At 66.1% G+C, this 21076-nt stretch carries 19 protein-coding genes; 6 read left to right on the top strand and 13 right to left on the bottom strand.

Annotation, left to right across the window (positions count from 1 at the left end):
- Positions 1 to 39 precede the first annotated feature (39 nt).
- Together AC1DN2_RS11000 and AC1DN2_RS10995 are read left to right on the top strand one after the other, a co-directional pair.
- Entirely contained in the window at positions 40 to 690 is a 651-nt protein-coding gene (locus tag AC1DN2_RS11000; protein ID WP_223913898.1) for an amino acid ABC transporter permease, read from the top strand.
- On the top strand, positions 687 to 1523 hold the full coding sequence (locus tag AC1DN2_RS10995) for an amino acid ABC transporter permease (RefSeq protein WP_223913897.1): 837 nt from the start codon (positions 687 to 689) through the stop codon (positions 1521 to 1523). Before AC1DN2_RS11000 ends, AC1DN2_RS10995 begins: the two co-directional genes overlap by 4 nt.
- 120 nt (positions 1524 to 1643) lie before the next feature.
- Here the strand turns inward: AC1DN2_RS10995 and dapE are convergent, their stop codons facing one another.
- Entirely contained in the window at positions 1644 to 2741 is a 1098-nt protein-coding gene (gene dapE / locus AC1DN2_RS10990) for a succinyl-diaminopimelate desuccinylase (RefSeq protein WP_476850372.1), read from the bottom strand.
- Positions 2742 to 2950: 209 nt separating this feature from the next.
- Here dapE and dapD point away from each other — a divergent pair, with 209 nt between their 5' ends.
- Both dapD and AC1DN2_RS10980 read left to right on the top strand, forming a co-directional pair.
- The gene (dapD, locus tag AC1DN2_RS10985; RefSeq protein ID WP_476850349.1) at positions 2951 to 3973 is read left to right on the top strand and encodes a 2,3,4,5-tetrahydropyridine-2,6-dicarboxylate N-succinyltransferase; all 1023 of its coding nucleotides are present in this window, start codon (positions 2951 to 2953) and stop codon (positions 3971 to 3973) included.
- 111 nt (positions 3974 to 4084) lie between these two features.
- Entirely contained in the window at positions 4085 to 4936 is an 852-nt protein-coding gene (locus tag AC1DN2_RS10980; RefSeq protein ID WP_476850348.1) for a hypothetical protein, read from the top strand.
- An 80-nt stretch (positions 4937 to 5016) separates the two neighbouring features.
- Here AC1DN2_RS10980 and AC1DN2_RS10975 read toward each other — a convergent pair whose 3' ends face one another.
- The 5 genes from AC1DN2_RS10975 to fdxA form a co-directional block, all read right to left on the bottom strand.
- Positions 5017 to 5628 carry a hypothetical protein gene (locus AC1DN2_RS10975; protein WP_028275685.1) on the bottom strand — a complete coding sequence of 204 codons (612 nt, stop codon included), beginning with the start codon at positions 5626 to 5628 and terminating at the stop codon, positions 5017 to 5019.
- Between the two features lie 47 nt (positions 5629 to 5675).
- Positions 5676 to 6347, bottom strand: a complete 672-nt coding sequence (locus tag AC1DN2_RS10970) for a TetR/AcrR family transcriptional regulator (protein WP_476850347.1) — start codon at positions 6345 to 6347, stop codon at positions 5676 to 5678.
- A gap of 180 nt (positions 6348 to 6527) precedes the next feature.
- Complete coding sequence (locus AC1DN2_RS10965; RefSeq protein ID WP_028275687.1) at positions 6528 to 7811, bottom strand: citrate synthase; 1284 nt, start codon at positions 7809 to 7811, stop codon at positions 6528 to 6530.
- 228 nt (positions 7812 to 8039) lie between these two features.
- On the bottom strand, positions 8040 to 9188 hold the full coding sequence (gene dapC / locus AC1DN2_RS10960) for a succinyldiaminopimelate transaminase (protein ID WP_476850346.1): 1149 nt from the start codon (positions 9186 to 9188) through the stop codon (positions 8040 to 8042).
- A gap of 12 nt (positions 9189 to 9200) precedes the next feature.
- Positions 9201 to 9527, bottom strand: coding sequence for a ferredoxin (fdxA, locus tag AC1DN2_RS10955; RefSeq protein ID WP_028275689.1), 327 nt, complete (start codon positions 9525 to 9527; stop codon positions 9201 to 9203).
- A gap of 150 nt (positions 9528 to 9677) precedes the next feature.
- Here fdxA and AC1DN2_RS10950 point away from each other — a divergent pair, with 150 nt between their 5' ends.
- On the top strand, positions 9678 to 9926 hold the full coding sequence (locus AC1DN2_RS10950; RefSeq protein WP_476850345.1) for a putative acetyltransferase: 249 nt from the start codon (positions 9678 to 9680) through the stop codon (positions 9924 to 9926).
- Positions 9927 to 10540: 614 nt separating this feature from the next.
- On the opposite strand, the gene AC1DN2_RS10945 is transcribed toward AC1DN2_RS10950, so the two are convergent.
- The 3 genes from AC1DN2_RS10945 to typA all read right to left on the bottom strand — a co-directional run bounded on the left by AC1DN2_RS10945 (position 10541) and on the right by typA (position 13917).
- A complete protein-coding gene (locus AC1DN2_RS10945) occupies positions 10541 to 11350 on the bottom strand; it encodes a type IV toxin-antitoxin system AbiEi family antitoxin domain-containing protein (protein ID WP_476850344.1) in 810 nt (269 codons plus the stop codon).
- Between the two features lie 224 nt (positions 11351 to 11574).
- A complete protein-coding gene (locus AC1DN2_RS10940) occupies positions 11575 to 11961 on the bottom strand; it encodes a hypothetical protein (RefSeq protein ID WP_476850343.1) in 387 nt (128 codons plus the stop codon).
- A gap of 27 nt (positions 11962 to 11988) precedes the next feature.
- Entirely contained in the window at positions 11989 to 13917 is a 1929-nt protein-coding gene (gene typA / locus AC1DN2_RS10935; protein ID WP_079550304.1) for a translational GTPase TypA, read from the bottom strand.
- Between the two features lie 282 nt (positions 13918 to 14199).
- Here typA and AC1DN2_RS10930 point away from each other — a divergent pair, with 282 nt between their 5' ends.
- Positions 14200 to 15132, top strand: a complete 933-nt coding sequence (locus tag AC1DN2_RS10930) for an SGNH/GDSL hydrolase family protein (protein WP_476850342.1) — start codon at positions 14200 to 14202, stop codon at positions 15130 to 15132.
- Positions 15133 to 15290: 158 nt separating this feature from the next.
- Here the strand turns inward: AC1DN2_RS10930 and AC1DN2_RS10925 are convergent, their stop codons facing one another.
- The 4 genes from AC1DN2_RS10925 to AC1DN2_RS10910 all read right to left on the bottom strand — a co-directional run bounded on the left by AC1DN2_RS10925 (position 15291) and on the right by AC1DN2_RS10910 (position 20805).
- The gene (locus AC1DN2_RS10925) at positions 15291 to 17012 is read right to left on the bottom strand and encodes an ABC transporter ATP-binding protein (RefSeq protein WP_476850341.1); all 1722 of its coding nucleotides are present in this window, start codon (positions 17010 to 17012) and stop codon (positions 15291 to 15293) included.
- A gap of 11 nt (positions 17013 to 17023) precedes the next feature.
- Positions 17024 to 18022, bottom strand: a complete 999-nt coding sequence (locus AC1DN2_RS10920) for an ABC transporter permease (protein ID WP_230007110.1) — start codon at positions 18020 to 18022, stop codon at positions 17024 to 17026.
- Positions 18012 to 18941: an ABC transporter permease gene (locus tag AC1DN2_RS10915; protein ID WP_230007109.1), complete on the bottom strand. Its 930-nt coding sequence runs from the start codon at positions 18939 to 18941 to the stop codon at positions 18012 to 18014. Before AC1DN2_RS10915 ends, AC1DN2_RS10920 begins: the two co-directional genes overlap by 11 nt.
- Positions 18942 to 19164: 223 nt before the next feature.
- Positions 19165 to 20805, bottom strand: a complete 1641-nt coding sequence (locus AC1DN2_RS10910; RefSeq protein ID WP_476850340.1) for a peptide ABC transporter substrate-binding protein — start codon at positions 20803 to 20805, stop codon at positions 19165 to 19167.
- Positions 20806 to 21076: the final 271 nt, after the last annotated feature.

Here is a 21076-nt window from a genome sequence, read left to right as displayed (position 1 = left end):
CTTTCGCCTGGAATCCCCTCAACGCAGCTGAAGGAACTTATGGACGTCATTATTGAAAACCTCCCCCAGTATTGGGACGGTTTTCTCCGAACCCTTTTCCTGTCCCTGGTCTCGGGGATTATCGCCTTGGTCTTCGGCACCATCCTGGCTGCCGCCCGTGTCTCGCCCGTCGCCGCGCTGCGTGGCTTCAGCATGACGTACGTCGAGATCGTCCGGAACACCCCGCTGACCATCGCGTTCTTCTTCGCCGCAGTGGTTCTGCCCCGCCTCGGCGTTACGTTCCAGCAGTTCGAGGTCGCCGCCATCATCGCCCTGAGCGCCTACACCTCGGCCTTCATTGCCGAGGCCGTGCGCTCCGGCGTCAACAGCGTCCCGGTGGGCCAGGCGGAGGCCGCCCGCAGCATCGGCATGCAGTTCACCCAGGTGCTCTCGCTGATCATCCTGCCGCAGGCCCTGCGCACCGTGATCCCGCCGTTGATCAACATTCTGATTGCCCTGGTCAAGAACTCTTCTGTGGCCGGCGCGTTCTACGTGCTGGAACTCTTCGGCCAGGGCAAGCAACTGGCCAATGCCAACGGCGACGCCGTCATGTGGGTCCTGGTCGGCATCGCATTCTTCTACCTGCTGATAACCATCCCGCTTGGCTTCCTCGCCAGCGTCGTTGAACGAAAGGTGGCGATCGCACGATGAGCTCTGTTCTCTATGACGTCCCCGGCCCCAAAGCCCGACGGGTCTCGCTGATCGGCTCCATCATCGGCGTGATCGTGATCGGCGGCCTCCTCGTCCTGGCAGTCGTGACCCTCGCCCAGCAGGGAATCTTCGACCCCAAACGCTGGGCGGTCTTCCAGCTTCCCGAGGTCTGGGCCCTGATCGCCGCCGGCATCGGCGCCACGCTGGCCGCCGCGGCCGTGTCGGCCGTGATTGCCTTCCCGCTGGGCCTGCTCCTGTGCCTGATGCGCATCTCGGACAACGCCTGGATCAGGGTGCCCACCCGGATCGTGCTGGAATTCCTGCGCGGCATGCCCGTCGTGCTCATGATGCTGTTCGTGCTGCTCGTCTTTGCCACCAGCTCGTTCATCGCCGTCGTGGCCGGCCTTGTCCTTTACAACTCGGCGATTTTCGCCGAGATCATCCGCGCCGGCGTCCAGTCGCTGCCCAAGGGCCAGCGTGAGGCCGGCCTGGCGATCGGCCTGACGAGCTTCCAGTGCCGGCTGACCATCGAGCTGCCGCAGGCCATCCGGCGCATGCTGCCGTCCCTGGTCGCGCAGCTCGTGGTGCTGCTGAAGGACACGTCGCTCGGCTACATCGTCGCCTACGGCGAGCTGCTCCGGGCCGTGCAGGTCATGGCTGACTTCCTGGGTCCGCAGTACCTGTTCCCGGTGTTCTTCGTGGCCGCGGCCATCTACATCGCGATCGACCTGGCGGTCTCCCGCCTGGCCATCTGGCTCGAACGCCGCGGCTCCAAGCGCGCCGCCGGCGGCGTGGCGCACGTGCCGGTCGCCGGTATTCCGGCCGCCAAGTAAGCCGTCCCGCGCACAAAGGGTCCGGAACCTCACGGAGGTTCCGGACCCTTTGTGCGTTACGCCTTGTTTCCTGCCTTGTTTCCCGGTCGTGGTGTCCTGGGCGTTGCTTCCTGGCCTTTGCTAAGCGCTCAGCCAGGTCCGCAGCGCCCGCAGGCATTCGCGGATGGCGTCCGCCTCGACGTGCTCATTGTCCTTGTGCGCCAGCAGAGCATCGCCGGGTCCAAAGTTCACCGCGGGGATGCCCAGTTCACTGAAGCGTGCGACGTCGGTCCAGCCGTACTTGGGCTTCGGCTCCCCGCCGACGGCGGCGACGAAGGACGCCGCCGCGGGGTGGTGCAGGCCCGGCCGCGCGCCGGCCGCGCTGTCGGTGCGCACGACGTCGAATCCGTCCAGCAGTTCGCGCACGACGGCCTCTGCTCCGTCCGGGGTCTTGTCCGGCGCGAAGCGGTAGTTGATTTCCACGACGCATTTGTCCGGAATGACGTTCCCGGCCGTGCCGCCGTGGATCTTCACGGCGTTGAGGCTTTCGCGGTAGTCCAGGCCGTCAACCGTCACGGTCTGCGGCTCATACGCCGCCAGCCGGGCCAGGATCGGGGCCGCGGCGTGGATGGCATTGCTGCCCATCCAGGCCCGGGCCGAGTGGGCAGCCTCGCCGTTCGTGGTCACTTCGAAGCGGCTGGTGCCGTTGCAGCCGCCCTCCACCGTCCCGTCGGTCGGCTCGAGCAGGATCGCGAAGTCCCCGCCGAGCAGGGAGCCGTGATTGCGCACCAGACGGCCCAGGCCGCTCTTCACGGCCTCGACCTCCTCGTGGTCGTAGAAGACGAACGTGACGTCCTTGCCTGGTTCCGCCCCGCCGTCGAACATGGTGGCCGCCAGCGCCAGCTGCACGGCGACGCCGCCCTTCATGTCAGTGGCGCCGCGGCCGTAGAGGATCCCCTCTCCAGGGGCCCCGGAGGGCCAGTACGCCGGCACGGTCCCCAGCGAGCCCTCTGTGGTGGGCAACGGCACGGTGTCCAGGTGGCCGGCCAGGATGACGCGCTCGGCCCGGCCCAGGTTGGTGCGGGCGATGATCGAATCGCCGTCGCGGACCAGCTCCAGCTGCGGCAGCTGGCGGAGGGCATGTTCCACGGCGTCGGCCAGGACCCCCTCGTTGCCGGAGACGCTGTTGATGTCGATCAGGGCGGCCGTGAGCAGGGCGACGTCCTGGCGGAGGTCCAGATGGACCGGTGTGCGGACAGGGACGCTGGCGGTGGCACTGGCAGGGGTGCGCGGGTTCGTGGGGGTCACCGTTCCACCTTATCTGTTTGCCTCCCCGTCCCACCTGAGTCGCTGCAGGGGCCGTTTCCAGGCGTCGAGAGGCCCTGCAGCGTGTCAATCGGGTTGTCATGAGTTTCAGCGCCCGACGGGCCTCTCGTTAGACTTGGGCCATGACTGAAACTGCTGCTTCCGCTGTGCCCGCCGACGCTCGTTCCGACGCCCGCTCTGCCTATGGCTACGGGGTGGCCACCGTGTCCACCCGCAACGGTGACGCCACCGTGCTGGACGTGTGGTTTCCGGCGCCGGCGCTCGGAGTCGCCGCGGAGGACCTGCGTGACGTGAAGAACGCGGACCAGTCGCTGATCGACATCGCCGCCAGCGGCATTGACCCGGACCGGGGCACAGAGCAGATCGTTGTCTTCGCCCAGATCAACCTGGATGCGTCACCCGCGGACACGGCGGACGCCTACCTTCGCCTGCACCTGCTCTCCCACCGGCTCGTCCAGCCCAACACCATCAACCTTGACGGCATCTTCGGCAAGCTTCCCAACGTGGTGTGGACCAACTTCGGCCCCGCAGCCGTGGAGGACTTCGAGCTGACCCGGGCGCGCCTGCGCAAGCGCGGCGCCGTCACGGTGTTCGGCGTGGACAAGTTCCCGCGCATGGTGGACTACGTCGTTCCCTCCGGCGTCCGGATCGCCGACGCCGACCGGGTCCGGCTCGGTGCGCACCTGGCCGAAGGCACCACGGTCATGCACGAGGGCTTCGTGAACTTCAATGCCGGAACCCTGGGTACCTCCATGGTCGAGGGCCGGATCTCGGCCGGCGTCATCACCGGCGACGGGTCCGACGTTGGCGGCGGGGCCTCGATCATGGGAACCCTCTCCGGCGGCGGCAAGGAAAAGATCTCCCTCGGCGAGCGGGTCCTCCTCGGCGCCAATTCCGGCGTGGGCATCAGCATCGGCGACGACTCGGTGGTGGAGGCAGGCCTCTACGTCACCGCCGGCACCCGTGTGCGCGTGATCGGCCCCAAGGACGCCGACGGCGAAGACACCAGCCGGATCGTCAAGGCCGTGGACCTTTCCGGCGTTCCGAACCTGCTCTTCCGCCGCAATTCCACCACTGGTGAGGTTGAGGTCCTCCCCCGCAAGGGCCAGACGGTGGAGCTCAACGAGGCCCTGCACGCCAACTGACCGCACCGGCTGGTACGGTATGGCGGGCGGCGAAGACCGCACTGGCGGGGCCGACCCGCCCCGACGAAAAAGCCGATGACGCAGCCCGCAGGGGCCTGAGGGAGTATTTTCGTGGCACGACGAGGGAGCTGGCGGCGCCGGATTGTCCTTCTGCTGACCCTGGCGATGGTCGCGGGCGGCATCTACACCGCGGTGACGTTCCTGCAACGGTCGGAGACCTTGATCACCGAACGCTGCACGGCCACGGGCAGCGGCGGCGATGACCTCTCCACCGACCAGGCGGCCAACGCCTCCCTCATCACCGCCGTCGCGGTCCGGCGGGGACTTCCGGCCCGGGCCGCCAGCATCGCGCTGGCCACCTCGATGCAGGAATCCAAACTGCGCAACATCGGCCATGGCGACCAGGCCGGTCCCGACTCCCGCGGACTGTTCCAGCAGCGGCCGTCCCAGGGTTGGGGCACCACGGCGCAGGTGATGGACCCGTACCACGCCAGCAATGCGTTCTACGATGCCCTCGTCGAGGTTTCCGGGTACGAGTCGCTCGATATCACCGTTGCCGCCCAGCGCGTCCAGCGCTCGGCGTACCCGGAGGCCTACGCCCAGCATGAGGTGATGGCCCGCGCGTTCGCCTCCGCCCTGAGCGGGCAGACGCCCGCAGGCCTGGACTGCTCGCTGCGCTCCCCCGACGCCGCCGGGAATCCTGCCGCCGTCACCGCAGGGCTGACCGCTGCTCTCGGGGACGTGACGGCGTCCACCGACGGCCGGACCCTGCTCGTCGAGGCCGAAGGAACCCAGGCCTGGGCTGTGGGCCAGTGGGCCGTGGCCAACGCCAAGGAGCTCGAAATCACCAGCGTGGAGGTCGAGGGCCGCACCTGGAACCGGCAGTCCCGCGACGGCTGGCAGCCGGCCCAAGTCCCGGCCGGCCAGGTCAGGGTTACTGTCGCAGACGCCCCCGGCACCTGACCGCTACCGGGGGTCAGTTGGCAGCGGGGTCAGTTACCAGCGGGTCAGTTGCCAGCGGGGTCAGCCGTCACCGGGCGGGCTCAGACGAGGAGATCGACCACCGGCTGCACGTAGCTGCGGAACAGCTCCGGCTGGGACAACAGCTCGTGGCTCATGATGATTTTATCGGGCTCGAGATACCAGGCCCGCGGCTCCGCAAGCGGGAGCTCGATGATCGTCAGGCCGAAATCCTTTGAAGCCCGTCCCACGTCAAGCAGGCGGTCCTCCACCATGTCGGCCAGCAGCTCGTTGTTGCCGTTGGCTTCGCGCTCCGCCTCGAGGGTTCCGTATTCGGCGAGGCGTTCCCGGGCCCACGTCAAAGCGGCCCCGAAGTGGGCCTGCAGCACGCGCCGGAGGGCCGGCGAATTGCTGAACGCACGGAAGCCCGGAGGGGAGAGCTCGGGGGACATTTCCGGGTGGTCTTTCAGCAGCTGTTCCCACCAGGCCTCCCATTCGGTCTTGAGCGCAGCCGGGCCGCCAACCTCGGCGATCAGGTGGGAGTGGTCCGAGGCGCGGATCTTCGGTGCCGCATGGCAGAGCGCCGGGTGTCCCGCGGTGTCCAAGCCGGCGGCGTCACGAACGTAGAGGGCAATGAGCATGGGACCAGAAGTATCCATCGTGATCCGCCAGCCTGGTCCGCCGGTGTGGTGCATCCAATTGCCTCCTTGGCAAGACGTACGATCTCAGTCTATTCCTGTTGTTATGAGGCGTTAACGGCTGGCTGCCCGGCCGCCAGCCGTCGGTTCAGGCCCGCCAGGTGGGCTTCGAGCACATCCCTGCACATCACGGCCGTCATCCACTCGGGCTGCAGGAGGGCGTGCATCGTCAGACCGTCCAGGACTGCCAGCAGCAGTTCCGCTTCGGTGACGAGCACCTGCTGGTCGAGGCCGGCCGCGTGGTCGGCGTCAACGCCTTCAGCCTCGGCCAGGCCCAGGATGAGCCCGCCCACGACGGCTGCCACCGCCCGGTGGCTGCGGTCGGCCTCAGCGGCCAGGAACGGCCTTGTCCGGGCGGCATTCTTGAAGGCCATCCAGACGCAGGCATCAACCGCCCGTTGCTCGTCAAGTGGAAGAAACTCACCCAGCAGTGCCAGGACGGCCGCATGCTGCTCCCCCGACGCCGGCGGCGCATCGCCCAGCCGGGAGTCCGCGTCGGTGAGGCGGCCGACGATTCGGTCCACCACCACGGCGAACGCGTGGGTCAACAGCTCGTCGCTGCTGGCGAAATAGTGCCGCACCGAGCCGACGGCCAGCTGCGCTTCATCAGCAACTTCCCGCAGCGAGGCCCGCTCGAGGCCATCCGTTGCGATGATCCTGAAGACTGCGTCAACTATTTCCTGGCGCCGGATGACGGCGTCGACAAATTTAGGCACTGGTCTTTTTTAGCACGTACGTGCCGCGGCCGCCCCGGGCCACACCGGTCCCGGCGGGGACGTGGCGCGGGTCACAGCGGCACAGTGCCCCCATAAGGACGACGCCGGCCGCGCACCTCAGCAAAAGGTGCGCGGCCGGCGTCGTACTGTCTATCACGCGCGCCGTGGCCGGCGGGCGGGCTACAGCGACGGGTAGTTGCGTTCCGGTTCGCCGACGTAGAGCTGGCGCGGGCGGCCGATCTTCGTGTTGGGGTCGCTGATCATCTCGCGCCACTGGGCGATCCAGCCCGGCAGGCGCCCGATGGCGAACAGCACGGTGAACATCTTCTCCGGGAAACCCATGGCCTTGTAGATCAGGCCGGTGTAGAAGTCCACGTTGGGGTAGAGCTTGCGCTGGATGAAGTAGTCATCGCCCAGGGCTTTCTCTTCAAGGCGCATGGCGATGTCGAGGAGCTCGTCGTTTCCGCCGAGCTTGCTCAGGACTTCGTGAGCCGTGGCCTTGATGATCTTGGCGCGCGGGTCGTAGTTCTTGTAGACGCGGTGCCCGAAGCCCATGAGGCGGACGCCGTCTTCCTTGTTCTTGACCTTCTCCATGTAGTCCTCGGGCTTGATGCCGTCGGCCTGGATCTGGCGCAGCATCTTCAGGACGGCCTCGTTGGCACCGCCGTGGGCGGGGCCGAAGAGGGCGTTGATGCCGGCGGAGACGGAGGCGAACAGGTTCGCGTTCGAGGAACCGACCAGGCGGACGGTCGACGTCGAACAGTTCTGCTCGTGGTCGGCGTGCAGGATCAGGAGCAGGTCCAGGGCCTTGGCGATGACCGGGTCCACCTCGTACTGCTCGGCCGGCAGGCCAAAGCTCAGGCGCAGGAAGTTCTCCACTAGGTTCATCGAGTTGTCCGGGTACAGCATGGGCTGCCCGATCGACTTCTTGTGGGCGTAGGCGGCGATGACCGGCATCTTGGCCATGAGGCGGATGGTGGACACCTCCACCTGCTCGGCGTTGAACGGATCCAGCGAGTCCTGGTAGAACGTCGACAGCGCCGACACGGCCGAGGACAGCACCGGCATCGGGTGGGCGTCACGGGGGAAGCCGCTGAAGAAGCCCTTGAGCTCTTCGTGCAGCAGGGTGTGGTGGCGGATCCGCTGGTCGAAGGACTCCAGCTCGGTGGGGGTCGGCAGGTTGCCGTAGATCAGCAGGTAGGAGACTTCCAGGAAGCTCGAGTGCTGGGCCAGCTGCTCGATCGGGTAGCCGCGGTAGCGCAGGATGCCGGCGTCACCATCGATGTAGGTGATGGCCGAGGTGGTGGCCGCGGTGTTCATGAAACCGGGGTCGAAGGCGACGGCGCCGGTCTGCTTCAGCAGCTTGGAAACGTCGTAGCCTTCGTTCCCTTCTACAACCTTGATGCGCGGGAGTTCGAGTTCGCCGCCGGCATGGCGCAGGGTTGCGCTGGTGGTTTCAGTCATGGAGTCTCCTCATGAGGCATCGGGGCCTCTGTCGAAAGCTGGTCCAACATCTGGTGAAGCTGCCCGCGGATCCTGTGCGGACAGGATTTCCAAAGGCTGCGCTGCCTTCTTGTGGAAAGCCACCATTGATCGTCAGTTAAAAAGTACCTTCACTTCGCGGGTGGCACTAATCCGGGGGGCCCGCAAAACGCCAAAAACACGCCACATGTGGCACGCGTCACAGCATTGTTACGCTTCCGGGTCCAGCCGCGAGACGGCGGCGTCGATCCTTTCGTCGCTGGCGGTCAGCGCCACCCGGATGTACCCGTTGCCGGCGTCGCCGTAGAAGACCCCGGGGCCGACGACGATTCCGCGGTCCGCGAGCCGGCCCACGGTGTCCCACGTGGCCTCGCCGGCGGTGGCCCACAGATAAAGGCCCGCCCTCGATTCATGGATTCTCAGGCCGAAACCTTCGAGCGCGGGCACGATCCGTTCCCGCCGGCCCCGGTACAGGTCCTTCTGGGCCTGGACGTGGGCGTCGTCGCCGAGGGCCACGCGCATGGCTTCCTGGACCGGATAGGGCACAATCATCCCGGCGTGCTTGCGGCTGTTGACCAGGTTCGCCATGATCACCGGATCGCCGGCGACAAATGCCGCGCGGTAACCGGCCACGTTGGACTGTTTGCTCAGCGAATAGACGGCGAGCAGGCCATCGTGGGAGCCTTCTGCGACCTGCGGATCCAGGACGCTCGGGACCGGGGCGCCGCCACGCTCGAGGTCCCACTCCCCCCAGCCGAGTTCGGCGTAGCACTCATCGGACGCGACGACGGCGCCGAGCTCGCGGGCCTGCCGGACGATCCGCCGCAGCGACGCGATGTCCCGGACGCTGCCGGTGGGGTTGGCCGGTGAATTGACCCAGACCAGGCGCACGCGGGCCCGGGTGCCGGCGTCGAGCTCGTCAAGGTCGTCCGCGGCGACCTGCTCCGCACCGGCGAAGGTGGCCCCGATGTCATAGGTGGGGTACGCAACCGTGGGCCGGACGACGACGTCGCCCGGCTTCAGGCCGAGCAGGAACGGCAGCCACGCGACGAGTTCCTTGGAACCCACCGTTGGCATCACATTCTGCGGGTCGAGCCCGGGGACGCCGCGCCGGCGCCCAAACCAGCCGGCGATGGCTTCCCGCAGGGCCGGCGTCCCGTGCACCGTGGGATAGCCGGGGGCGTCCGCGGCGGCGCGCAGTGCGTCCTGGATGAGGGCCGGCGTCGCGTCCACCGGGGTTCCGATGGAAAGGTTGACGGCTCCTGCCGGGTGCCGGGCTGCCGTGGCGAGATACGGCGCCATGGCCTCCCACGGGTAATCGGGCAGGCTCAGGCCGAAGGTGCGCACCGCGGATGTCACCGTAGCGCCGTCCTAGTTCTCTTGGTTCTGCGGCGGCAGGGCGGCGATCATGGGGTGGTCGGTGTGGGTGTTCCCAACCTTCGCGGCGCCGCCCGGGGACCCGAGTTCGTCGAAGAACTCGACGTTGGCCTTGTAGTAGTCGGCCCATTCTTCGGGGGTGTCGTCCTCGTAGTAGATCGCCTCCACGGGGCAGACCGGCTCACAGGCACCGCAGTCCACGCACTCGTCGGGGTGGATGTACAGGGAACGCTCACCCTCGTAAATGCAATCGACGGGGCACTCCTCAATACATGCCTTGTCTTTGACATCTACACACGGCTGCGCGATTACGTACGTCACGTCCCTGGCCTCTCCACGTTGGTTCCGGCGACCGGCCGGATGATTTCCAGGCCCTGAGCCGGGCTGCTGACTTCTGAGCCTATTATCTCCCAGCCTGTTCCCGCGAACCTAGCCGGACGTCACACATGCTCCGCGTCTTACGATGTTCTGATGAGCTCGCCTTTGCCCTTGCCCCAGCAGTTTCTCTCCGCCGCCCCGCTCGGCACCCGCGTTGTGGTCCGGTACAGGATCGACGGCGGCCTGACGGATGCCCTCGGCGAGCTCGTGGATCGCGCCGACGGCGTATGCACCGTCCGCACCCGCCGCTCCGACGTCGTCATTGCCCTCCCCCTTGTCGTGGCAGCCAAGGAAGTCCCGCCGCCCCCGCCGCGCCGCGCCCCGCGGGTGCAGGAGCGCTGACGGGCGGTTCCGGGGTGGGCGCGTCGGTGGTGGTTGCGCCGAGGGGACATGCCCTCCGCCCCACCTGACCACTGGACATGCCCTCCCCTGCTGGCCAACCACGCACATGCCCAACCCCGCCCCCGGCCACCAATGGACATGCACTCCCCTGCTGGCCAACCACGCACATGCCCAGCCCCACCCCCGGCCACCAATGGACATGCACTCCCCTGCTGGCCAACCACGCACATGTCCAGCCCCACCCCCGGCCACCAATGGACATGCCCTCCCCTGCTGGCCAACCACGCACATGTCCAGCCCCACCTCCGGCCATCAATGGACATGCCCTCCCCTGCTGGCCAACCACGCACGTGTCCAGCCCCACCTCCGGCCATCAATGGACATGCACTCCCCTTGCTGCTGGAGATGGACATTTCGGCGCCGTGCTCATCGCCGCCAGCCACCGCGGGACATGTCCAGCGGTAAACCAACAGAACAAGGGACATGTCCAGCGGTGCATCGAAAGAGCGCGGGACAATTTCAGCGGTGGCTGGGCGCGGTGCAGGATCAGAGTGCAGGATCAGAGCGCCGAACCGCATCGCAAGGGCACACGAAGCCGGACGTGGAGTCTGACTCTAGGCGGCGGCAGATAGCCTGTTCAGGGCTTCGCGGACCATAGCGATGAAATCCTCGGGGTGGTCCCTCAGCAGCGGGTACGTCACAACAAGAGTCGGGATTCCACGTCGCGTGGTGACGTTCCAACGCCGCCGGTCTTCCTCGAAGCTTGCCCTGTCCATGTGGAATCCCGCCCCGTCAGTCTCGATGCCGAGACGGCCGTCGACCATCAGGTCCAGGTGTCCCATCCCTGGAACGTTGACCTGCGATTCAACATGGAAGCCGGCCCGCCGCAGCAGGAACCGGGCCAGGCACTCAATGAGCGACTGCGACTGCGGGACAATCGCCGACACGATCCGGCGCTCCCGGGTGTCGTTCCGGCCATCGAGCCGCTGACGCAATGAACCCAGCGGGAGTCCCTTCAGCACGACGGCGGATTCGGCGATGATCAGCCCGTGAGGTTCGGGTAGGCAGCGCAAGCATTGGATGACCGTGTCCAGGAGTGTCGGCGGCGCGGGCGCCCGGTGGCACACGAAGCCCTGGTAGCTCCTGCTGTGGGTGAGGGCAACGTGCGGCTGGGCCGGGGCTTCAAGGACCCACAGCCCGCTGAAGTGCGCCGCGGTGATGCACGCCGGTTCCGCCGGAAGCGAGCGTATGGCGATCAGCTGCGCGTCTGCACCGGGCAACGTATAGACGCCGCGGGCCACCCGTGACACGGCTCCCGAGGCCATCGCGGACTTGAGCTGAAAATCGGAGACCCCCGCGGCGGCAATGTATTTGGCGCGGGCGACGCCGTCGTAATTCGAGAGCACCTCGATGATGTTGGCCATTCACCCATGGTGGAGCCGCACTCTGCGCCCTGGAAGTCGGATCCCGCACTATGTGGAAAACTGCACCGGCCGGATGGGGGCGGTGCCGGACAGGTCCGACCATGAGGGGGCATGTCCCGAGGGGAGCCGGGGCCGGACACAATGCCATTGTGCCCACTCGAGCGACCGAAAAATGGGCATGTCCCGAGGGGAGCCGGGCAGGGCGGTCCGGTCCTGGCCCGTCGTCACCGGTCCTGGCCGGTCGGCCTCCTGTAGCGCCGGCACCAGGCCAGCATGGCCACGGTGATGCCTGCGATGCCGAAGACCCAGATATTGCCCGCGGCGTCGCCGATGACCAGGCGCTTGCCCGTTTCCAGGGTGGACCACCAGCCAATCAGCGCGTAGCAGAGGACTCCGCAAGCCGCCGTCGGGACGACAGAACGGAATGCCGCCCCCAGCCACAGCTGGACCGAGCCCAGCAGCACGAGCGCAGCGACGGCGCCCCACGGGACGTCCACTCCGCCCAGGACCAGATCGTGGCGATGCAGGGCGGTGCCGGCCAGGGCAACAAAAAGAGCTGCCGGCACGGCGGCGGCAATGCCGCCTGCCGTACCGGCAGCTCTCTTAATCACGTTGTGGCTGAAGCCCGGAGACCGGGATCAGACCTTGGCGCGGGCGCGGTTGGCCTTGGCACGCTCGTTGGTGTCCAGGATGACCTTGCGGATGCGGATTGAATCCGGGGTAACCTCAACGCACTCGTCTTCGCGGGCGAATTCGAGGGACTCTTCGAGGGTCAGGTCGCGCGGGGGCGTCAGGTTCTCGAAGGTGTCCGAGGAAGCTGCACGCATGTTGGTGAGCTTCTTTTCCTTCGTGATGTTCACGTCCATGTCGTCGGCGCGGGAGTTCTCGCCCACGATCATGCCCTCGTACACCTCGGAGGTGGGCTTGACGAAGAAGGATCCGCGTTCCTGCAGGTTGATCATGGCGAACGGGGTCACAACACCGGCGCGGTCGGCGATCATCGAACCGTTGGTGCGGTATTCGATGGGGCCGGCCCACGGCTCGTAGCCTTCGGAGATGGAGGCGGCGATGCCGGCGCCGCGGGTGTCCGTGAGGAACTTGGTGCGGAACCCGATCAGGCCGCGGGCCGGAACGATGAACTCCATGCGGCACCAGCCGGTGCCGTGGTTGGCCATGTTGGTCATGCGGCCCTTGCGGGCTGCCATCAGCTGGGTGACGGCGCCGAGGTACTCTTCGGGCACGTCGATGGTCATGTGTTCCATCGGCTCGTGGACCTTGCCGTCGACGGTCTTGGTGACCACCTGCGGCTTGCCGACGGTCAGCTCAAAGCCTTCGCGGCGCATCTGCTCGACCAGGATGGCCAGTGCAAGCTCGCCACGGCCCTGGACTTCCCAGGCGTCGGGACGCTCGGTGGGGAGAACCTTGATGGAGACGTTACCGATCAGTTCCTTGTCGAGGCGGTCCTTGACCTGGCGGGCCGTGACCTTGGCGCCCTTGACCTTGCCGGCCAGCGGGGAGGTGTTGATACCGATGGTCATGGAGATGGCCGGGTCGTCAACAGTGATCAGCGGCAGCGGCTGCGGGTTCTCGGCGTCGGTCAGGGTCTCACCGATGGTGATCTCCTCGATGCCGGCGACGGCGACGATCTCGCCCGGGCCAGCGGACTCAGCCGGGACGCGGTCCAGTGCCTTGGTCGCGAGAAGTTCGGTGATCTTGACGTTCTTGAGCTCGCCATTGGCGCGTGCCCAGGCCACGGTCTGGCCCTTGCGCAGGGTGCCGTTGTAGATGCGCAGCAGCGCCAGGCGGCCCAGGAACGGTGAGGCGTCCAGGTTGGTGACGTGTGCCTGCAGGACACCGTTCGGGTTGTAGGTCGGGGCCGGGATGTGCTCGATGATGGCCCGGAAGAGCGGCTCGAGGTCTTCGTTTTCCGGGGCGCTGCCGTCGGCGGGCTGCTCGAGGGAGGCGCGGCCGACCTTGGCGGCGGCGTAAACAACCGGCACGTTCAGGATCTTGTCCAGGTCGAGGTCCGGAACTTCGTCGGCGAGGTCGGAGGCCAGGCCCAGGAGCAGGTCCATGGATTCGTGGACAACTTCTTCGATCCGCGCGTCGGGGCGGTCGGTCTTGTTGACCAGGAGGATCACCGGCAGGTGCGCGGCGAGGGCCTTACGCAGCACGAAGCGGGTCTGGGGCAGCGGGCCCTCAGAGGCATCGACGAGGAGGACGACGCCGTCGACCATGGACAGGCCGCGCTCCACCTCGCCACCGAAGTCGGCGTGGCCGGGGGTGTCGATGACGTTGATGGTGATGGTTTCGCCGTTGGAGGACGGTCCGTTGTAGGCCACCGTGGTGTTCTTGGCCAGGATGGTGATGCCCTTTTCGCGTTCCAGGTCACCGGAGTCCATGACGCGGTCTTCGAGGTGGTTGTGCTCGGCAAAGGAGTTGGTCTGCTTGAGCATGGCGTCGACCAGCGTGGTCTTGCCGTGGTCAACGTGGGCCACGATCGCGACGTTGCGCAGGTCACTGCGCGATGCAGTGGCTACCGCGGTGTTGGTGGTGGTTTCAGACATGCGTTATTGCTCGATTCAGTGGTGAAGTCAGCTGTGGTATCGCGACATTTCCAACCGGAACGCACGACAGATAAGTCCCTTTGGCACAGGGCACCTACTACCATTCTAAACGCTAGGTCATTTATTGGCCTAAAATGCGGATCGGTGACCAGCGTCCGCGCTGTCGCCAGAGCAGGACGGGCGCACGGAAGTGGTCTATTACGTGTGAGTAAAGTCACTGGATTTTCCAGCGCCCATGCACCATCATTGCTCTGATAGCAGCAAGCAAGCCCGGAGACATTCATGCGAAACGCCTCGGCCCTGTCCCGCTTCGTCGCAATGATGATCGCCACCGGCGTGGTTCTTGGCGGCTGCGGACAGACCTCTTATTCACCTGCGCCCGACGCGGGCTCTTCCGAAGTGGGCTCTTCCGACGCTGGATCATCAGAGTCGGAAGCTGTGGGCACGCCACTGACCGGCAGCGGGGCCGGAGCGGCCGTTGGCGCCGGAGTCCCGGTCGCGGCCGGGTCCGCGGCCAAGACGCGCATCGGGTCCACCATCGACCCCGCCGCACTGCCGAGCGGCTCGACCTACCGCAATCCTGCCAACGGCCGCAACGAGATCATCGTCAAGGACACCAGCAATGTCGCCGTGCTGATTGGCGACTCGCAATCGGAACCTTCCTACGGCTGGCCCAGGCAGGGTCTGGCCGCTGCTGGGTACAAAGTCTTCTTCTGTGGCCGGGGCGGCACCGGTTTCGTGGCGTCCAACGGCAAGACCGGCAACTACATCGACGCGCTTCAGCGCGGCGACTGGAAACTCCCGTACGGCGCTCCTCCTCTCGTGGTGATCGAAGGCGGCGGGAACGATGCCGCACGCGGCGCCTCCGACGCGCAGATCGTCTCCAACGCGGAACGGCTGATCGCCAGCATCCAGCAGCGTTACCCCGCTGCCCGGATACTCATCGTCGGCACACTCGGGCGCGGCGCCCACTACGGCGGAGGACGCCGGAGCGAGGTGGACGCGCTTTTGGGGCGGGTGGCGGACCATCACGGGCTGTCGTTCGTCAGCGCAGGCGATTGGCTCACCCGGTACAACCTGACGGGCTCGATGGCGGACCGGGTCCACCTGAACCGGCAGGGCCACGCGGCCCTGGGCGCCGTTTTCGGCCAGCGGCTGCAGTCCCTGGGGTTTGACTACGCCGACCCCGGCATGCTCGCCGGCTTATCCCACTAACGCAGGTTTGTCCCACCGGCGCAGGCACCGCCGGCGCACGGGCCACAGCACAACAAAGGAGCCGGTGTCCGCCCCGAAGGGAGGACACCGGCTCCTGTACTGCCAGCCGCTAAGCGCTGCTGGCGGCGGACTTCTTCAAGCCCTCAGGAAGCGGCCGCTCAGGCCACGTCCATTTCCGGCGGCAGCATGAGGCCGGCGCCGGGGATGGCGTTGAGCAGCGCCCGGGTGTAGTCCTGCTGCGGCGACTCGAAGACGTCGTCCGTCGAGCCTGTTTCCACCAGCTTGCCCTTCTCCATGACGCACACGCGGTCGGCGATCTGCCGGACCACCGCGAGGTCGTGGGTGATGAACAGGTAGGTCAGGCCGAGCCGGGACTGCAGTTCGGCGAGCAGGTTCAGCACCTGCGCCTGCACCAGCACATCCAGTGCCGAGACGGCCTCGTCGCAGATGATCACTTCGGGGTCCAGGGCCAGGGCGCGGGCGATCGCGACCCGCTGGCGCTGGCCGCCGGAGAGCTCGTTGGGGTACCGCTGCATGGTGGACTGCGGCAGCGCCACCTGGTCCAGCAATTCCCGGACCTTCTTCTCGCGGCTGGCCTTGTCCCCGATCTTGTGGGTCCGCAGCGGTTCCTCGATGGTCCGGAAGATGTTGTACATCGGGTCCAGGGAACCGTACGGGTCCTGGAAGATCGGCTGTACCCGGCGCCTGAAGGCGAAGAGCTCTTTGCTGTTCAGCGTGGAGGTGTCCACGCCGTCGAAGATGATCTTGCCGGAGGTCGGCGTCAGGAGGTTCAGGACCATCTGCGCCACCGTGGACTTGCCGGAACCCGACTCCCCCACGATCGCCGTCGTGGTTCCCCGCTTGACGTTGAAGGAGATGTCGTCGACGGCGGTGAAGTCCGTGGACTTGCCCAGGCCCGAACGCAGCTTGAAGACCTTCCTGAGGTTCTGGATCTGCAGGACGTCGTCGGACTTGGCCGGCTCAACCACGCCGGTCTCGCTCGGGGCGAGCATGTCGTCGGTTTCCACGCCGAGTTCCTTGGCCGCCTGGATGCGCCGGGACGCCAGCGACGGCGCCGAGGCGACCAGCCGCTGGGTGTACGGGTGCTGCGGGTTTTGCAGCAGCTCCAGCGAGGGTCCGGATTCGACAACCTGGCCGCGGTACATGACCACCACCTGATCGGCACGCTCGGCGGCGAGGCCGAGGTCGTGCGTGATCAGCAGCACCGCGGTGCCCAGTTCCGTGGTCATCTTGTCCAGGTGATCGAGGATCTGGCGCTGCACGGTCACGTCGAGCGCCGAGGTCGGCTCGTCCGCGATGAGCAGGCGCGGCTGGCAGGCGAGCCCGATCGCGATCAGCGCGCGCTGGCGCATGCCGCCGGAGAACTCGTGGGGGTACTGCTTGGCGCGGCTGCCGGCGTCGGGCAGCCCGGCCTGGGACAGGACCTTGGCGACGTCGTCGGGGCCGCTCGGGAGTCCGTTGGCCTTCAGCGTCTCGCGGACCTGGTCGCCGATCTTCCACACCGGGTTCAGGTTGGACATCGGGTCCTGCGGGACCATTCCGATGCTGTTGCCGCGCAGTGCGATCATCCGCTTTTCGCTGGCGTTGGAGATGTCCTCGCCATCGAACAGGATCTGGCCTGCCGCGACCCGCCCGTTGCCCGGGAGCAGGCCGATAGCAGCCAGCGCGGTGGTGGACTTGCCGGAGCCCGACTCGCCCACAATCGCGACGGTTTCGCCCGGCATGATGGTGAGGTGGGCGTTGCGGACGGCGTTGACCTCGCCGTTGCTGGTGGTGAACCCGATGGCCAGGTCCTTGATTTCAAGCAGCGGGCGCTCAGTGGCGTACTCAGCTTCCTGGAAGTCAACAGAGGCGCTCATGGTGTCCCCTTTCATCGCTTGCGGGCTTTGGGATCGAGGGCATCACGCAGGGCATCGCCCAGCATGATGAAGCTCAGGACGGTGATGGACAGCGCGATGGCCGGGTAGATCAGTGGCATCGGGTTGGACCGGAGGGAGGCCTTCGCCGCGTCGATGTCATTGCCCCAGGACATGACGCTGGCCGGCAGCCCGATGCCGAGGAAGGACAGCGTGGACTCGGCCACGATGAACGTTCCCAGGGAGATGGTGGCCACGACGATGATCGGGGCCAGCGAGTTCGGCAGGACGTGGCGCATGAGGGCGCCGAACTTCGAGACGCCCAGCGAGCGGGCGGCCGTGACGAAGTCGGCGTTCCGGACCTCAACGACGGCGCCGCGGGTGATGCGGGCAATCTGCGGCCAGCCGAAGATGATCAGGATGAGCACCAGCGTCCACACGGTCTTGTTAGCCCGGAACATCGGCAGCTGCATCAGCACGATCGCGCCCAGGATCAGGGGAAGGGCGAAGAAGATGTCATTGATGCGGGCCAGGACCGAGTCGATCCAGCCGCCGTAATAGCCGGCGACGGCACCCATGATGCCACCGATCAGCAGCACGCCGATGGTGGTCAACAGGCCCACGGTCACCGAGGACCGCGTACCGAAGATAACGCGGGCGTAGACGTCGCAGCCCAACTGGGTGAAGCCCAGCGGGTGGCCCGCGGCGGGGCCGGCGTCGGAGTTGGCCAGCTGGCAGGCCTCCGAGGTCGGGTCGATCGGCGAGAAGAGCCCCGGGAAGAGCGACACCGCCACGACCACGAGGATCAGGAACACGGAGATGATGAAGAGCGGCTGCTTGCGCAGGTTCTTCCAGGCCTCACCCCACAGGCTTAGCGGTGCGGCTTCGTCCTTGACCCGGTCCGTTACCTGGAGCGGAGTCTCGGAGACATCGGCCACGAAGTGCACGGTCCGGCGGGCCGGGCGGCGCGAATCGGCGTGCCGTGCGGTGGTGGTGGTGTTATCAGGAGTCATAACGGATCCTCGGGTCAAGCCAGCCGTAAAGCAGGTCAACGAGCAGGTTGGAGAGGCAGTAGATCAGCACCAGGACGGTGACGATCGAGACCACCGTGGGCCCTTCGCCGGACAGCACGGCCCGGTAGAGCCGGTTGCCTACGCCCGGAACGTTGAAGATTCCTTCCGTGACGATTGCCCCGCCCATCAAGGCACCGAGGTCGGCGCCCAGGAAGGTAATGACGGGAATCAGGGAGTTGCGCAGGATGTGGACGCGGACCACCTGGAACCGGGAGAGGCCCTTGGCGGTGGCGGTGCGCACATAGTCGGCGTTCATGTTTTCGATGACGGACGTGCGGGTCAGGCGCAGGACGTAGGCGAACGATCCCAGTCCCAGCACGATCGCCGGCAGGATGAGGTCCGGGATGGTCGCCGCGGAGCTGACGGTCGGTTTGGCCCAGCCGAGCTGGACTCCGATGGTGAACTGCAGCAGGAAGCCGAGGACGAAGATCGGGATGCCGATTACGATCAGCGAAAAGATCAGGACCGTGGCGTCAAAGAGCTTGCCCTTGCGCAGGCCGGCGATGAGGCCGAAGATGATGCCGAAAAAGGCCTCGAAGATCAGCGCCATGATGGCCAGCCGCGCCGTGACGGGGAAGACCTCGCCGAGCACGGCGGCGATGGGGCGTCCGGAGAAGTCCTGGCCGAGGTCGAACGTGAAGATGCTCTTGAGGTAAAGCAGGTATTGCATCCAGAACGGCTGGTCCAGGTGGTACTGCATGCGCAGCTTGGCTGCGACCGCCTCGTTCACCGGCTTGTCGCCGAACAGGGCCACGATGGGGTCACCCGGCAGGCTGAAGACCAGGAAATAGACCAGCAGTGTTGCGCCCAGGAAGACGGGAATCAGTTGCAGGAAACGCTTGAGGATGTATGTCGACATCAGCGAGTCACACCCTCGTTGGCAGGCATCCTGTCCAGGGATGCGGCGGAGTTGTTCATCAAAGAACCTTTTCACTATGGATGCAGGCTGGCGCCGGTTTGCTCACGGCGGCAGGGCTGCGAAAAGTTCGCCCGAAAGAGCCGGGCATCAAGAAAATAAATGGAGGGGAAGCACAACGACGGCGGAGGCCCCAGTATGGGCGGCCCCCGCCGTCGTTTTGTTGTTACTTACCGGTTACGTTGTAGTACAGCGGGACGCCGTCCCAGCCGTAGTCGACGTTGGTGACCTTGTCGCTCCAGCCGCCCTGGGCAACCTGGTACCACAGGGGGATGGCCGGCAGGTCCGTCAGGAGGATCTCCTGGGCCTTGTTCATGGCCTTGTTGCCGTCGCTGACCGACGCGGCGTTCAGGCCGTCAGAGATGGCCTTGTCGAACGTCGGGTTGGCGTAGTTGGCGTCGTTGGAGCCGGCACCGGTCTTGTAGATCGGGCCGAGGAAGTTGTACAGCGACGGGTAGTCTGCCTGCCAGCCGGCACGGATGGAGCCGGTGAGGGTCTTGGCGGTGGCGTCGTTGCGGGCTTCCTTGAAGGTGGCGTACGGCTTGCCTTCAACCTTGATGCCGAGCGTGTTCTTGAGCTGGTTGACTACTGCCTCAACCCAGGCCTTGTGTCCGCCCTTGTCAGCGTTGTAGGCAATGGTGAACGTCTTGTTCGCGTCCCACTTCTGGATGGCGTCAGCCTTGGCCCAGGCTTCCTTGGCCTTGTCGGCGTTGAAAGTCAGGTTCTCGGCTCCGGCGATCGAGTCGCTGTAGCCGTCAAGCACGGGTGCCGTGAAGTCCTTGGCGGGCTGGCGTGCGCCGTTGAAGATCACCTTGGTGATCTCTTCGCGGTTGATCGCCATGGAGATCGCCTGGCGGCGCAGCTTGCCGGCCTCGCCGCTCCATTCCGGCAGGTATTCCGGGATGGCGATGGTCTGGTTGCCGGCGTACGGCTTGTTGATGGTGCGGTCGCCGAGGTCAGACTTGAAGTTCTTCAGCGCGCTGGTCGGGATGGTCTGCAGGATGTCCAGGTTGTTGGACATCAGGTCCTGGTACGCCGAGTCGTCGTTCTGGTAGATCTTGAACGTCACGCCGGCGTTCTTGGCCTTGCGCGGGCCGTTGTAGTCCGGGTTCGGAACGAGCTGGATCTGCACGTTGTGCTGCCAGCCGCCGTCCGCGAGCTTGTACGGGCCGTTGCCGACCGGCTTCTCGCCGAAGCCCTTCGGGTCCTTCAGGGCACCGGAGGGAACCGGAACAAACGCGGTGTAGCCAAGGCGAAGCGGCCAGTCAGATTCCGGCTGCTTCAGTTCGACGGTGAACGTCTGGTCGTCAACGACCTTCAGGCCGGACATGGTCTCAACCGTGGAGCCCTCTGCGCTGGCTTCGTCGTAGCCCTTGATGCTTTCGAAGAAGCCACCGCTGAGCTGGGCGTTCTTGGCTGCGGCGCCGAAGTTCCAGGAATCGACGAAGGACTTGGCCGTGATGGCCTCGCCGTTCGTGAACTTCTGGTCCTTCTTGACCTTGATGGTGAAGTGCTGGCCGTCCTTGCCCTCGATGGACTCGGCGAGTTCGTTGACCGGCTTGCCGCTGGGGTCGTAGCTGACCAGACCCGCGAAGATCATGTCGATGACCTTGCCACCGCCGACTTCGTTGGTGTCGGCGGGCATGAGGGGACGCTGGGGTTCGGAGCCGTCGGCGAGGATCACTTTGCTGGTGTCGCCGCCGGTACTGCCGCTACCGGTTGCGGAGCCGCTGGCACCGCATCCGGTCAGGGCGAGGGCGGCGATAGCCACCATGCCCAGTGCTTTGGAAGTGCGCGAAAAACGCATTCCGCCTCCTATGAGTTGTGGGAGTTCGTGAGGGAAAAACTTATGCTTCCCCGTAAGCAGGCACAGGGGTATCCCCTGTGACGTGGCCTACATATGGAAGTAGCCTAGCCCTAAACCGTCCAAATGTTGGAACTCTGTTGCCAAACCGTGATCCGACAATCTCATGACGAGTAACGTCAAGCGGAGTGTATTTCAAGTCACACGCTACCGGCTGGTAGTATTCGCCCGCGGTGTGACCTGGGTTACTCGCCCTTAACTGGAATCTTCCGGT

The organism is Arthrobacter sp. 01L42 (assembly GCF_056400005.1).
This window is presented reverse-complemented; position numbering and strand designations above follow the sequence as displayed.